The organism is Flavobacterium hiemivividum (assembly GCF_004349145.1).
GTDB classification, from domain to species: Bacteria; Bacteroidota; Bacteroidia; order Flavobacteriales; family Flavobacteriaceae; genus Flavobacterium; species Flavobacterium hiemivividum.
This window is the reverse complement of record NZ_SMFO01000006.1, coordinates 132,475-146,783: the sequence shown is the minus strand read 5'-3', so window position 1 is coordinate 146,783 and position 14,309 is coordinate 132,475. Positions and strand designations below refer to the sequence as shown.

Here is a 14,309-nt window from a genome sequence, read left to right as displayed (position 1 = left end):
CAATATTTTTGTTAAAAAGTAATAAATATAAAAAAACTCCTCTAAAAAAGAGGAGTTTTATCTTGAAAAAGAATAGTTTACAGCGTATTATGTAAATATTCGATAGGTGTAATTAGTATAAATATAGTATTTAACTGTATATTTTTTGGAATAAGTCCATATATTTCTCCAATATGATTTTTCGTTTTAATTTTAATGTAGGTGTTAATTCGCCTCCTTCAATAGACCAAACTTCAGGTGTCAACTCAAAGCGTTTGATTTTTTCCCAGTTTCCAAATTTTTCGTTATACAAGTCAACTTCTTCTTGAATTCTTGCGATCACTTTTTCATTGGAGATAATTTCTTGATTACTGTTACCCAAATTTAACTTATGAATATTGCTCCACTCTTTTACAAAATCAAAATTAGGCTGAATGAAAGCGGCAGGCATTTTTTGTCCATCACCAATAACCATAATTTGATCTATAAAACGAGATTGTTTCATCGTGTTTTCAATAATTTGAGGTGCAATGTATTTCCCGCCCGAAGTTTTGAACATTTCTTTTTTACGATCGGTAATTTTTAAGAAACCTTCTTCATCTATATTCCCAATATCTCCTGTATGAAAATAACCGCCTTGCAAAGCTTCAGCAGTTTTTTCTTCGTCTTTAAAATAACCCATCATGACGTTCGGACCTTTGCAAAGTATTTCTCCGTCTTCGGCAATTTTGACTTCTACATTATCGATTACTCTCCCTACAGTTCCTACTTTAAAACCTTTGTTTCTCATATCATTCACTGAGATAACCGGCGAAGTTTCAGTCAATCCGTAACCTTCCATTACAGGAATGTTAGCTGCAGCAAAAATTCTAGTTAATCTAGGTTGTAATGCGGCACTACCGGAAACCATTAAATCCAAGTTTCCTCCCAATCCTTCTTTCCATTTGCTGAAAATTAATTTTCGAGCAATTTTAAGTTGAAATTCATACCAGAAACCGTTGGCTCCATAGGGTTCATAACGCAATCCTAAATCAATGGCCCAAAAGAAAAGGCTCTTTTTGATTCCGGTTAGTTCTGTTCCTTTGGCATATATTTTATCGTATACTTTTTCTAATAACCTAGGAACAGCAGTGATTACAGTAGGCTGGACTTCTTTAAGGTTGTCGCTAATTTTATCTATAGCTTCACCAAAATAAACCGAAACACCGTAATATTGGTATAAATACAAAATCATTCTTTCGAAAATATGACAAATAGGAAGAAAACTCAAAGCACGAGTGGCTCCCGCTTCAAATGGAATTCTCGATGCACTACTTAATACGTCTGAAACAATATTGTTATGCGAAAGCATTACTCCTTTTGGTCGGCCCGTTGTTCCCGAAGTGTATATAATGGTTGCCAAATCGTCTGGTTTGACATCGTTTTTTCGGTTTTCAACTTCTTCTTGATTGCTTTGGTCTTCGCCAAGAACCAGCAACTCCTTCCAGCTTTTGCATCCAGCTATTGGATTAAACGAATAGACTTCTTTTAAATTTGGTACTTTGTGTTTGATTAAATTTACTTTCCTAAGTACTTCTTCGTCCGAAACAAAACAATATATTGCTCCTGAATGATTTAAAATGTATTCATAATCATCTTCAGAAATAGTTGGATATACAGGAACTGTTTGTGCAGCTGTTTGTAATATCCCAATATCCATGATATGCCATTCAGTTCTGTTATTAGTAGAAATAATAGCAATTTTATCATCTTTTTTAACTCCCATACGCAGTAATGCTCTGGAGATGTTATTGGCTTTAGCAATGTATTCTTGGGTAGAAGTTTTCTCCCAAACACCATTTTGCTTTGTTACCAGTGCATCTGGAATTGAAGTATATTTATCTTGTTGATAATAAGGAAAATCAAAGAGTCTGGTTATTGTTGTCATTATTCGAATGATTGAATTTTATTGCAAATTAAATAAAAAATGACAATAATTTCTGATTTTAAAAATTAAAGTCGAAAATTTAAACCTTATAATTAAACTTTTACGAAAACGATTTCTTAAAATAGGGTTTAATAGGTTGATTATTAGTAAAAAAGGTGTTTTAGTATTCAGTTTTACTATATTTTATTAAATGTTTGTTTAGATTTGAAATCATGTAATAAATCGAAAAATTGGCTATTTTGACTCTGATTTGAAGTATGATAAAACTTAATCTGAGCTGTTAGTTTTTATTAATGCTGTATTAATTCTTCCGTTATCAGGAATTATTTTTTTATATTTCAAGTAGAAAAATAGAAGGTCCTTTTTCATTTTCAGCACATGTTTAATCTTATTTATTATCATTTATAGTAGGTAACGGTCTGCTTACAACTTGAACTATTTTGTTTTTTATACACATTCATATCGGTCACTAAAACTGTTAATTTCGGGTTATATTTCTTACAATATTTTTTGTGAACTATAAATTAAACAAAGGGTTTGCCAAAAAAATCTATTTTTATTGAAATATCACTAAAAGTGGGTATTGTGGTAAAAATTTATTTTATATACTTTTCAATGCAAAATAATGAAGATTTTAGTTCTCTAAATTTGACAACAATTAGAGAGCTCATAGCCCGATATCTTCAGGAAATCTTTTGGATTAGCGAAAACATAACCAGCAATAAAATAATAAAGATGATGACGAATTTAGAAAAAATTAGAAAGGTGAACGAGCTGCTTATTGAAGTAATAAGAGATGAGGAACATCAAGACGGAAGCTCTTTGTGTGGTTTAAAGGATGTCGTATTAAGTATTGTTTCAGATTATTGGGTAACTGTAAGAGAACCTGAAATTTTTATGGCTAATGTCGAAATTTTCTTAGATGAAGCAACCGAACCAGAACTAGTACCACAGGAATAATTATCAGTAAGAGAGACTAGTATAATGTTGATGTATATTCACACAGTTAAGGCATATAATTGTATACTGTTCGCTACTATAAAAGGATTAGAAAGTAAAAAAAGATACTTTCTAGTCCTTTTTGTACAGTAGGTCGAATTAATGAGAAAGAATACTGCTTAGTCTATAACTTTGTAAATACTAGGCACGCATAGCATATTTTGTTATATTTGTTTCAAATAAAACTTAAAGTAATGGCAAAGCCTACGTTGACCTCCCTTTTGAATATTGATCGCCCCTTGATAATAGCACCAATGTTTCTAGTTTCGAATACTAAAATGGTCATCGAAGGAATGAAATCTGGTGTTGCGGGATGTATTCCAGCTTTAAATTACCGTACATTAGAGGAACTTCGAGCTTCGATTTTGGAATTAAAAGCTGCGAAAGTTTCAGGAGGTAGTTTTGGTTATAATTTGATTGTGAATAAATCAAATATCAAATACAAAGATCAGCTGGCTGTTTTGTGTGATGAAAAAGTAGATTTTATCATTACTTCTCTGGGTTCACCAGAAGAAACCATTAATGCCGCACATAAGGCAGGGATTAAAGTTTTTTGTGATGTAACCGACTTGGCTTTTGCCAAAAAAGTAGAAAGCTTAGGTGCCGATGCATTAATTGCGGTTAATAATCTGGCTGGAGGACATAGAGGACCAACACCTCCAGAAGCCTTAATTAAAGAGTTAAATTTAAATACAGGATTACCTGTTATCTCGGCAGGTGGCGTGAGCACTAAATCAGATTTAGATAAAATGTTAAGCTACGGAGCGATTGGAGTATCAGTTGGTAGTCCTTTTATAGCGTCATTTGAATCTGGAGTTTCGGAGGAATACAAACAAGCTTGTGTTGATTATGGTGCCAATGATATAGTTTTGACCGAGAAAATATCAGGAACACCTTGCACGGTGATTAATACGCCGTATGTCCAAAAAGTAGGGACTAAACAATCTTGGATAGAGAAAACCTTGAGCAAAAATAAAACCTTGAAAAAATGGGTGAAAATGATCCGATATGTTATGGGATCAAATGCCGTAACAAAAGCAGCTACCGAAGTTACCTATAAAACCGTTTGGGTTGCTGGACCCACAATTGAAGATACGAGGGCAATACGTCCAGTTTCGGCAATTGTCGATGTAATTACGGTTTAATTTCTTATTACAGTAACGTCCAATATGCATTAATTGCTAACTAAAAAAAGCACTCTTTTTCGAGAATATTTTTCCTATAACAATAATTAAGATTATATTTTTATGCATTCGAAAAAACTTTCTGTCATGGAGAAGCGTTATATTTCAATTGGATATTTTTCCGAAGTTAGTTGCAAAATTGTAAGTTTAAAGTACGTTTTATTTTAAAATTTTAAAGATAATTAATCGCTGTCTCAATATTCTAGCTATTTTTGAAAATTAGAATAACCAAAATAACTAACTAAAAATGAAACTAATGAAAAAATCGATTTTAATTGCTTGCTCGATTCTGGTATTATCGAGTTGTAAAAAAGAGGATAAAGTTCAAGAAATAAAAACGGAAATAGCGTATGCTACTTTTGGGGATAGTATTTCAGATGAAAATGCATTGTCTAAAGAGGAGATGCTGGCCAAATTTGATAAACTTTCCCAAGGAGATACAATTGATGTAAAATTTAAGTCAAAAATAAAAGAAGTATGTAAGCAGAAAGGATGTTGGATGAATTTAGATTTATCTAATGATAAAGAAGTGTTTGTTAAATTTAAAGATTATGCTTTTTTCGTTCCTACAGATGCAGCTAACGAAGAAGTTGTAATTAGCGGGAAAGCGTATGTTAGTGTGGAAAGCGTTGCGGATTTGAAACATTACGCAAAAGACGGTGGTAAATCTCAAGCTGCTATTGATAGTATCGTTACTCCAAAAACAAAATACTCGCTGATGGCTAATGGTATTTTAATAAAAAAAATGTAAGTACTATTTCTTTCATTGAATAGTTCTGGAAATAAAATTTGGAAACAAAGCATTATAGACGAGCAATATAAACTATCAAATGTAGATTATAGCTTTATTTAATTTCAATTTTAAAGTTACCGCAGAAGTGTTTAAACATGCAAACCTTAACAGGTACTTTAATTTTAATCAAATTTAAAATTTAAAGAACTTATTTTTCTATATAAAACTAAAAGCGTTCTCAAAAGAGAACGCTTTTACTATATAAATAACAGTGTAATTTAGTTGTTGTCAATCCATTTTTTAGCATTAACAAAGGCTTCATGCCAAGGTGAAACTTCATCGTTTCTGTCTTTTGGATAATGTGCCCAGTTCCATTGAAACGTAGAACGCTCAATGTGCGGCATCATAACTAAATGGCGTCCTGTAAGATCGCAAAGCATGGCTACATCATAATGAGAACCGTTTGGATTAGCAGGATACCCATCGTAAGCGTATTTACCAACAATATTGTAATTTTCTTCACCTAATGGCAATTCGAAATTTCCTTCACCATGCGAAACCCAAACTCCTAATGTAGATCCAGCTAAGCTAGACAACATCACTGATTTGTTTTCCTGTACTGTTACTGATGTAAAGATACTTTCGTGTTTTTTACTTTTGTTGTGTAACATTTTAGGCATTTCTTCATGTTCTGAATGGATTAATTCCAATTCAACAAAAAGCTGGCAACCATTACAAATTCCCACAGATAAAGTATCTTCACGTTTGAAGAAGTTTTTCAAGGCAGTATTTGCTTTTTCGTTGTATTTAAAAGCTCCAGCCCAACCTTTAGCTGAACCTAATACATCAGAGTTAGAGAAACCTCCAACAGCTCCAATGAATTGAATGTCTTCTAAAGTCTCACGACCTGAAATCAAATCGGTCATGTGAACGTCTTTTACATCAAAACCAGCTAAGTACATAGCGTTTGCCATTTCGCGTTCAGAATTACTTCCTTTTTCACGAATAATAGCTGCTTTTGGACGCGGTTTAGAAGCATCGATTATTGGTTTTTTTCCTGTAAAATGTGCTGGAAAAGTATAGTTTAACGGTTGATTTTTGTAATTGTCAAAACGCGCTTGCGCCATTCCGTTTTTAGATTGTTTTTGGTCTAATAAAAACGAAGTTTTAAACCAAACATCTCTGTATTTCGCAATGTCTAATTTGCAAGGACCAAAGTCTAAAGTTGCTTCAGAAGTTGCTGTTCCTAATTTGTAGAAAGAAACTCCATTTGTGTTTAGTTTATTCTCTAAACTCGCATCGTCTTTAGCTTGGAATACAATTCCGATATTCTCAGCAAATAAATATTTGATAATGTCTTTCTCTTCAAAAACAGAGAAGTCAATTTTAGCTCCTAAATTGTTATCGGCGAAACACATTTCTAATAAAGTAGTAATCAAACCACCACTTCCTATATCGTGGCCTGCAAGAATATTGTCTTCTAAGATTAATTCCTGAATTGTATTGAATGCTTTTTTGAAAAAGGCAGCATCTTTAATTGTTGGTGCATCTTTCCCAATAGCATTCAAGGTTTGTGCAAATGACGAACCTCCTAATTTAAATTCATCTTGCGATAAATTAATATAATAAATAGAACCACCGTCTCTTTGTAAAACTGGTTCTACCACTTTTCTAATATCAGTACAGTTACCACCAGCTGTAATAATTACTGTTCCTGGAGCAATTACTTCGTCATTTGGATATTTCTGTTTCATCGAAAGGGAATCTTTTCCTGTTGGGATATTGATTCCTAATTCGATTGCAAAATTCGAACAGCTTTCTACTGCAGCATACAAACGAGCATCTTCTCCTTCGTTTTTACAAGCCCACATCCAGTTTGCCGAAAGTGAAATTCCATCCAAACCATTTTTAATTGGAGCCCAAACAATATTCGATAAAGATTCAGCAATAGCGGTTCTACTTCCTGCAACAGGATCAAGTAAAGCGGCTACTGGTGAATGCCCAATAGAAGTTGCAATTCCTTCTTTTCCGTTGTAATCTAAAGCCATTACACCACAGTTATTCAACGGCAATTGCAATGGTCCAGCAGTTTGTTGTTTGGCTACTTTTCCACCCACACAACGGTCTACTTTATTCGTTAACCAGTCTTTACAAGCCACAGCCTCTAATTGAAGCACTTGTTCTAGATAAGTTGATATTTTTTTTACGCTGTACTCTAAATCAGCATATTTTCTGTCGATAGTTGAATCTGTCATCACCACTTTTGGAGAACTTCCAAAAAAGTCTTCCAAAGCAAAATCCATAGGTTTAGCCCCTGTAGTTTTTGATTCGAAAGTAAAACGATGGTCTCCAGTCACGTCACCTACTTGATACATAGGAGCGCGCTCTCTATCGGCAATTTTTTGTAAGGTGTCAATGTCTTTTTGACCAATAACTAATCCCATTCTTTCTTGAGACTCGTTACCGATGATTTCTTTTGCCGAAAGGGTAGGGTCACCCACAGGCAATTTGTCCAAGTCAATTAAACCTCCAGTATCCTCTACTAATTCTGACAGACAGTTTAAATGTCCTCCAGCTCCGTGATCGTGAATCGATACGATTGGGTTTTCATTGCTTTCTACTAATCCACGAATGGCATTAGCAACTCTTTTTTGCATTTCTGGATTCGAACGTTGGATTGCGTTTAACTCAATACCAGAGCTAAAAGCTCCCGTATCTGCAGAAGAAACTGCAGCTCCACCCATTCCGATTCTATAATTTTCTCCACCTAGGATAACAACTTTGTCTCCGGTTTGTGGCGTTTTCTTGATAGCTTGATCTAATTTTCCGTAACCAATTCCGCCGGCTTGCATAATCACTTTGTCGAAACCTAATTTACGGGCATCTTCTTCGTGTTCGAAAGTCAGTACAGAACCCGTAATAAGCGGTTGTCCGAATTTGTTTCCAAAATCAGAAGCTCCGTTTGAGGCTTTGATTAAGATATCCATTGGAGTTTGGTACAACCATTTTCTTTCTGTCATTCCGTTTTCCCAAGGTCTGTTTTCTTCTAGACGAGAATAGGAAGTCATATAAACTGCCGTTCCTGCCATAGGCAAAGAACCTTGTCCACCTGCTAAACGGTCACGAATTTCTCCTCCAGAACCAGTTGCAGCTCCGTTGAAAGGCTCTACAGTTGTAGGGAAATTATGTGTTTCTGCTTTTAAAGAAATAACCGAATCAAATTCTGTTACTTCATAAAAATCAGGTTTGTCAGCGCTTTTTGGAGCAAATTGTTCTACACGAGGCCCTTTTACAAAAGCCACATTGTCTTTGTATGCTGAAACGATGTCGTTAGGATTTTCTAACGATGTTTTCTTAATCATTTTAAACAAAGAAGATTCTTTTTCTACACCGTCAATAATAAATTTTCCATTGAAAATCTTGTGACGACAGTGTTCTGAGTTGGCTTGTGAGAAACCAAATATTTCAGAATCAGTTAGTTTTCTACCTAATTTAACAGCTAAGTTGTCTAGGTATTCCACTTCTTCAGGGCTTAATGACAATCCTTCTTTTTTGTTGTATGCTGCAATATCATCAATATCCAAAATTACTTCTGGTGCGATATTGATGGTAAAAATGTCTTGATTTAACTCAGTATATTTTTGCGAAAGCATAGGGTCAAAATCTTCAGAATCAGCGGTAGCATAATAAAATTCCTCAATTCTGATGATTCCTGAAATCGCCATATTTTGAGTGATTTCAACTGCATTGGTACTCCAAGGAGTGACCATAGCGGCGCGGGGACCAACAAAAAAATCCGTCAGTACGGATTTTTCTATTTTATTTGAGTCGGCGAAAAGCCAGTTTAATTTTGAAATGTCTTGAGCTGAAATTTCGTCTTGCGTTTGTACGGCAAAAACAGTTTTGCTTTGGTTTTCAAAGAAATGGATCATTGTTGTGTAGTTTGTTGTATTACGGTGCAAATTTAGTCTAAAAAAGTAGTTTTGGCAAGAGCAAAAAACACTTTTTAAAAGACGATACTTCAGTGCCAAATATTAAAAATAAATTAATGTTTGTTTTTCTTTCGAGCGTAAAGAAATATAATCTTCTTAGTGTGTTTAATTAATTTCTTATTGGTTGAAGTTATGGGTAATTTGATCAACTTTATTTTGGAAACTCCATACTCTGATACGCACCTAAATCTGGAGGTGTAGCTCTCGTTTTTCCTAAAATATCTGTCGGAATCAAGTATGCCGAATTCCCTTTTGCGAAAGCAGCCGAATTCCCATCAATATTCAATTTATTCAAGTTGATATTGTAAAACTTCGGACTCAGATTTAAAATAATTGCTGAATAATGAGTAGCATCAGTTGCAAATTGATAATCGGGATTTGTGGACGTCGCATCATATTTGATCAAACAATTGTTGAATTGGTAATTAAATGCAGCCGTTGTTTTTTTTCTTAGGCTCAATTCATTCGTATACGAACCATAAATAATACAATTATTGAAAGTCGCTTGCGTCAAATCTTTTACTTCGGGAATGGCAGCTGTAATAAAATTATCTATTGCAACTGCCACTTGGGACGAACTGTTCCAGTTATTGTTGAATGTGGAATGGGTAAATTTATAATTTCCACCATAAGTGCAGGCTAAACTTGCTAATCCAGCTGTATTAATCACAATGTTTTCTCCGTTAATTTTTGCTGTTTGCGCTAGAATTCCATAATTAGACGAGTCATAGATTTGGGTGTTTTTAATCGATACAGTCGTGCCGTCATTGTTTTGAATTAGTAGTCCTATCGTCGCATTTTTTATGGTTAAATGATTGATTTTGTTATTAGTGCTTCCATTTGTAAGCCAGATTGTTCCCCATTGTCCAGGAACATCATTATATCCAGGCTCTAATCGATCGCCTTCAAAAACGACTTCATTTTCTAATTTGGTTGAGGTTGAGGCAGCACCATTTATGTTTAAAGAGGCACTATTGCTTACAATCAGTCCGGAATTAGCATGGAAATGGACTCTGGAACCGGCGTCGAAAACAGCTGTTTTTCCTGCTGGAACCGCAGCGTAGCCATATATAACATAGGGTTTAGTATTGGTAAAATGGAGTTCGTTGCCATTTATAGGATCGTCTTCATCCAAGTAAAAGCCATAAATTTTTTCATCATCAACAGGAAGGGTCTCGGTAGTTCCGTCTGCAAAACGTTTTGGATACAAGAAAACAGCATCCTGAATGAGCGTCACTAACTCTACCTTTTGTAAATTTGTTCCTGAATCAAATTCAATTTGGTCTGTATATAAAAAATCATTGGGGTTAGCATCTGTAATACTTGCTGTAGTTTCGATGAAAATATACAGACTGTCGTTCGCTAATAAATTTACATTATTGAAAATTTTTCCGCTGCTTCCTTGCATGCCATCAACGCTCATTCGATATTTAGAATTAAGACCATTGGCTAGCTTTATAGTAGGAATGCTGATGTCGTTTTTACTTTTATTGTATACTTTTAGACGGTAGGTGCTGGAACCGATATTCGTAAAAACAGTATCAAGGTAGATCGTGTCTTTTGAAAAAGTTAAATCACCCGTACTTGCCACGGTTTCAAAATCAGAACGACATGAGCAAATTGACAATAATATTCCGATAAAAAACAATAGAGAAAAAGCACGCATTTCGGTTGATTTTCTGTAAAAATAAGAAAAAACTCATTCAGAGTGAAAGGATTTTTATTTTGAATGCAGAATAAGTATTGGAATTACTTTTTGTGTCTTATCTTTTATTTATTTTTACAATCTATATAAAATTAAATTCATGACATTCGATAAAGAAAAAATACTGGAATACTGCAATCGTATTTCCAAAAACACTTTAATGGAAACCTTAAATATTGAGTATGTTGATGCTGGTGAGGATTTTTTGACAGCAACAATGCCTGTAAATCCTACTGTTCATCAGCCTATGGGTCTGTTGCACGGCGGCGCTTCGGTGGCCCTGGCAGAAAGTGTGGGAAGTGCGGCTTCCTTTTTATTTATAAATCCCGAGCTTAGTGAAGTGCGTGGAATTGAGATTTCGGCAAATCACCTTAAGGCAAAACGCAATGGTATAGTAACTGCTACGGCTAAGATAATTCATCAGGGTAGAAGTATTCACCTTTGGGAAATACGAATTACTGATGAAAATAATAATTTGATTTCACTGTGCAAATTGACTAATATGGTTTTGCCAAAAAGAAAGAGAAAAGAAGAATAAGTGGTACTTTTTTATTAATTAAACTTCGGTTTAGAATTAAGTAAATATGATTGATTTTTTTATCAAAGTGAAACAACAGGAATTGCAAAAATTGCCTTTTGTACTATATAGAAAGCCCGATAATATCAAAGTAGTGGGCTATTTTCAGAAAAACGATCATTTGTACTTTGCTGAAAATTTTGAAGAGTCCGGTTTTGTTTTTGCACCTTTTGAAGGGAATCAAAGAATACTTATTCCTTTTGATCAGTCCGTGAAATGGAGTTCATTGATAACGGCTAGCGAAGAAACTTCTGACTCTGATTTTTCAATGTCTGAAAATAAGCAAGCTCAAGAGCATTTTGAATTTCTAGTTCAAAAAGGAATTGACGCGATCAGAAAGGATGTTTTTAAAAAGGTTGTGGTATCAAGGAAAGAAACAGTCGAATTGCAAAAATTTGATTTGGTTTCGGTTTTCGAAAAATTGATTCAAAGTTATCCAAATGCTTTTTGTTACTGTTGGTATCATCCCAAAATAGGTTTATGGATGGGAGCAACACCAGAAAGATTGCTTAAATCTGATAATAAGAAGTTTTCTACTATGGCAGTAGCGGGAACCCAAAAAAGCAAAGGTTCACAAAAAGTGATCTGGGAGAAAAAAGAAGTAGAAGAACAACAGTTTGTTACCGACTTTATTCTAAAAAATTTAAAAGATCTGACATCAGATATTGCGATATCCAGCCCTTATGCCTTAAAAGCGGGTGAGCTATTTCATATAAAAACGGATATTGAAGGTGTGTTAAACGATGATTCAAATTTGAAACAAGTGATTTCTGTTCTACATCCTACACCTGCTGTTTGTGGATTACCTAAACAGAAAGCAAAGGATTTTATTTTGGGAAACGAAGATTATGATAGGGAATATTATACTGGTTTTTTAGGAGAGTTAAATAAAGTTGGCTTTGATAATGAGACTTTAAAATCTGATTTATATGTCAATTTAAGATGTATGAAAATAAAAGAAAATAAGGCGTATTTGTACATGGGTTGCGGTATTACAAAAGATAGTGATCCAAGAAGCGAGTGGGAGGAAAGCGTTAATAAATCGGGGACAATGAAGAAAGTTTTGTAGTTAGAGAATAGAGTAAAGAATACATAGAATAGAGAATAGAAAATAGATAGAAAAAATAGAAATGAAATTAGATATATTAGCTTTTGGAGCTCATCCTGATGATGTAGAACTGGGATGTTCGGGGACACTTTTAAAAGAAATATCCTTAGGGAAAACAGTTGGTATTATTGATTTAACTCGTGGGGAACTAGGAACACGAGGATCAGCTGAAATTAGAGATCAGGAGGCAAATGCTGCTGCAAAAATTCTAGGGGTTTCCGTAAGAGAAAATTTAGAAATGCGGGACGGTTTTTTTGTGAATGATGAAAAGCACCAACGTGAGATTATAAAAATGATCAGGAAGTATCAACCAGAAATTGTATTGTGCAATGCAATCGATGACCGCCATATAGATCATGCAAAAGGAAGTAAATTAGTTTCGGATGCTTGTTTTTTATCTGGTTTGATGAAAATCGAAACCGAATTAGATGGAGAGAAGCAGACGGCATGGAGACCAAAAATAGTCTATCATTACATTCAGTGGAAAAATATTGTTCCAGATTTTGTTGTCGATATTTCAGGATTTACAGAAAAAAAGATAGAATCGATATTAGCATACGGTTCGCAGTTTTATGACAAGGATTCGAAAGAGCCAGAGTCGCCAATCACCTCTAAAAACTTCTTTGAAAGCTTGAATTATCGTTCGCAGGATCTCGGCCGACTTGTAGGAGTAGATTATGCTGAAGGTTTTACGGTAGAAAGATATTTGGCAGTCAATAGTTTAGGAGATTTGATGTAAATTTCATGTAATTTTTTGAAAAAAATATTTGCAGAAGTGAACTTATGTTGTATCTTTGCCACCGCTAAGCATTATGGTGGTTGTAGCTCAGTTGGTTAGAGCATCGGTTTGTGGTACCGAGGGTCGCGGGTTCGAGCCCCGTCTCCCACCCAAAAGGCAAAAGCCTCTCAGAAATGAGAGGCTTTTTTTGTGGGATTAAGTGAAATGAAAAAAGCTTTGAATTTCTTCAAAGCTTTCGTTTTATATGATTCTTACATTTATTTCTTGTCTACAACGGGTCTATTTTCTCTATTGGCTAATTCCCAGGCCATAGTAAAAGCGAGTTGCGTTCTCTTTGTTAACGCATCGTATTCAATTTTGTCTGGTGTATCTGTTTTTTGATGGTAGTCTGCGTGAACGCCATTAAATAGGAAAACGGAAGGAACTCCGTGCTTTGCAAAATTATAATGGTCAGAACGCTCATAAAAATGATTAGGATCGGCAAGGTCATTGAATTTGTAGTCCAGCTCCATTTGAATATATTTTTTATTCACTGCGGTAGTGATATTGTCTAAATCACTTGATAGACGGTCTGCGCCAATCACGTAAACATAATTGTTTGTATTGGCATGAGCCTCATCGCGACGACCTATCATATCAATATTGATATTTGCTACGGTATTTGCCATAGGAAATAAAGGATTTTCAGAATAGTAGCTAGAGCCTAATAAACCATGTTCTTCTCCTGTTACGTGTAAAAACATAATCGAACGTTTTGGGCCGTGACCATCTTTTTTGGCTTTTTGAAAAGCTTCAGCCATCTCTAATAAGGCTACCGTTCCTGAGCCATCGTCATCAGCACCGTTATAAACATCGCCATTTTTAACTCCCACATGGTCGTAATGAGCAGATACAACCACAATTTCGTTGGGCTTTTCTGAACCCTCTATAAAGGCCCATATATTCTCTGAATCAGGTAGATTTGCATTTCGTTTGGCATTCAAAAAGGCAGCAGGTACTGGCTGGTAAAAACTTGTAGCGCCTATAGGAAAAGAAACCTTGTTTTTTACATATTGGCTAATAAGGTAATTTCCCGCTCTTTTTTGTCCTGCAGAACCCGTTTCTCTGCCTTCCATTCCGTCTGATGCAACAATGTAAAGATGTGTTTTTAGCTCATTTGCAGTGATTGTATTCATATACTTTGTAGGATCAGAATTATCTACTGATTTAGTAACTTTTGTGGTACTGCACGATAGGGTAGTGGCTACCACAAATAAGGCAATAATTTTTTTCATTTTGGGGTTATTTTAGATTGATGAAAGTTTAAAATTAAAATACTGTACAATTTGTTATAACTATATAGTATTCAATTCTATATTATCGAAAA

General features: G+C 34.7%; 10 protein-coding genes and 1 tRNA gene. 7 read left to right on the top strand and 4 right to left on the bottom strand.

The window, feature by feature from the left end:
* Window positions 1-130 precede the first annotated feature (130 nt).
* On the bottom strand, window positions 131-1,906 hold the full coding sequence (locus E0F98_RS10015; protein WP_132111020.1) for an AMP-dependent synthetase/ligase: 1,776 nt from the start codon (window positions 1,904-1,906) through the stop codon (window positions 131-133).
* A gap of 735 nt (window positions 1,907-2,641) precedes the next feature.
* On the opposite strand from E0F98_RS10015, the gene E0F98_RS10010 reads away from it, so the two are divergent.
* From E0F98_RS10010 to E0F98_RS10000, 3 genes are all read left to right on the top strand, one after another.
* Window positions 2,642-2,866, top strand: coding sequence for a hypothetical protein (locus E0F98_RS10010; RefSeq protein ID WP_132111018.1), 225 nt, complete (start codon window positions 2,642-2,644; stop codon window positions 2,864-2,866).
* A gap of 233 nt (window positions 2,867-3,099) precedes the next feature.
* Window positions 3,100-4,050 carry an NAD(P)H-dependent flavin oxidoreductase gene (locus tag E0F98_RS10005; protein WP_132111016.1) on the top strand — a complete coding sequence of 317 codons (951 nt, stop codon included), beginning with the start codon at window positions 3,100-3,102 and terminating at the stop codon, window positions 4,048-4,050.
* A gap of 295 nt (window positions 4,051-4,345) precedes the next feature.
* Window positions 4,346-4,840 (top strand): DUF4920 domain-containing protein, encoded by a 495-nt coding sequence (locus E0F98_RS10000; protein WP_132111014.1) that lies wholly within the window; start codon window positions 4,346-4,348, stop codon window positions 4,838-4,840.
* 260 nt (window positions 4,841-5,100) lie between these two features.
* Here E0F98_RS10000 and purL read toward each other — a convergent pair whose 3' ends face one another.
* Window positions 5,101-8,754 (bottom strand): phosphoribosylformylglycinamidine synthase, encoded by a 3,654-nt coding sequence (purL, locus tag E0F98_RS09995; RefSeq protein WP_132111012.1) that lies wholly within the window; start codon window positions 8,752-8,754, stop codon window positions 5,101-5,103.
* Window positions 8,755-8,965: 211 nt separating this feature from the next.
* Window positions 8,966-10,480, bottom strand: a complete 1,515-nt coding sequence (locus tag E0F98_RS09990; protein WP_132111010.1) for a hypothetical protein — start codon at window positions 10,478-10,480, stop codon at window positions 8,966-8,968.
* A 139-nt stretch (window positions 10,481-10,619) separates the two neighbouring features.
* Here E0F98_RS09990 and E0F98_RS09985 point away from each other — a divergent pair, with 139 nt between their 5' ends.
* From E0F98_RS09985 to E0F98_RS09970, 4 genes are all read left to right on the top strand, one after another.
* Entirely contained in the window at window positions 10,620-11,057 is a 438-nt protein-coding gene (locus tag E0F98_RS09985; protein WP_132111008.1) for a PaaI family thioesterase, read from the top strand.
* A gap of 46 nt (window positions 11,058-11,103) precedes the next feature.
* Entirely contained in the window at window positions 11,104-12,165 is a 1,062-nt protein-coding gene (locus E0F98_RS09980) for an isochorismate synthase (RefSeq protein ID WP_132111006.1), read from the top strand.
* A gap of 61 nt (window positions 12,166-12,226) precedes the next feature.
* Window positions 12,227-12,943 carry a bacillithiol biosynthesis deacetylase BshB1 gene (bshB1, locus tag E0F98_RS09975; protein ID WP_132111004.1) on the top strand — a complete coding sequence of 239 codons (717 nt, stop codon included), beginning with the start codon at window positions 12,227-12,229 and terminating at the stop codon, window positions 12,941-12,943.
* Between the two features lie 75 nt (window positions 12,944-13,018).
* Window positions 13,019-13,094, top strand: a tRNA-His gene (locus E0F98_RS09970).
* 106 nt (window positions 13,095-13,200) lie between these two features.
* Here E0F98_RS09970 and E0F98_RS09965 read toward each other — a convergent pair.
* The gene (locus E0F98_RS09965; protein WP_132111002.1) at window positions 13,201-14,217 is read right to left on the bottom strand and encodes a M28 family metallopeptidase; all 1,017 of its coding nucleotides are present in this window, start codon (window positions 14,215-14,217) and stop codon (window positions 13,201-13,203) included.
* Window positions 14,218-14,309: the final 92 nt, after the last annotated feature.

What these genes read in the sequence shown, in the direction of transcription:
- E0F98_RS09965 (WP_132111002.1), bottom strand. Translation starts at nt 14,217, where the DNA reads ATGAAAAAAATTATTGCCTTATTTGTGGTAGCCACTACCCTATCGTGC.
- E0F98_RS10000 (WP_132111014.1), top strand. Translation starts at nt 4,346, where the DNA reads ATGAAAAAATCGATTTTAATTGCTTGCTCGATTCTGGTATTATCGAGT.
- E0F98_RS09980 (WP_132111006.1), top strand. Translation starts at nt 11,104, where the DNA reads ATGATTGATTTTTTTATCAAAGTGAAACAACAGGAATTGCAAAAATTG.
- E0F98_RS09990 (WP_132111010.1), bottom strand. Translation starts at nt 10,480, where the DNA reads ATGCGTGCTTTTTCTCTATTGTTTTTTATCGGAATATTATTGTCAATT.
- E0F98_RS09985 (WP_132111008.1), top strand. Translation starts at nt 10,620, where the DNA reads ATGACATTCGATAAAGAAAAAATACTGGAATACTGCAATCGTATTTCC.
- bshB1 (WP_132111004.1), top strand. Translation starts at nt 12,227, where the DNA reads ATGAAATTAGATATATTAGCTTTTGGAGCTCATCCTGATGATGTAGAA.
- purL (WP_132111012.1), bottom strand. Translation starts at nt 8,754, where the DNA reads ATGATCCATTTCTTTGAAAACCAAAGCAAAACTGTTTTTGCCGTACAA.
- E0F98_RS10005 (WP_132111016.1), top strand. Translation starts at nt 3,100, where the DNA reads ATGGCAAAGCCTACGTTGACCTCCCTTTTGAATATTGATCGCCCCTTG.
- E0F98_RS10010 (WP_132111018.1), top strand. Translation starts at nt 2,642, where the DNA reads ATGATGACGAATTTAGAAAAAATTAGAAAGGTGAACGAGCTGCTTATT.
- E0F98_RS10015 (WP_132111020.1), bottom strand. Translation starts at nt 1,906, where the DNA reads ATGACAACAATAACCAGACTCTTTGATTTTCCTTATTATCAACAAGAT.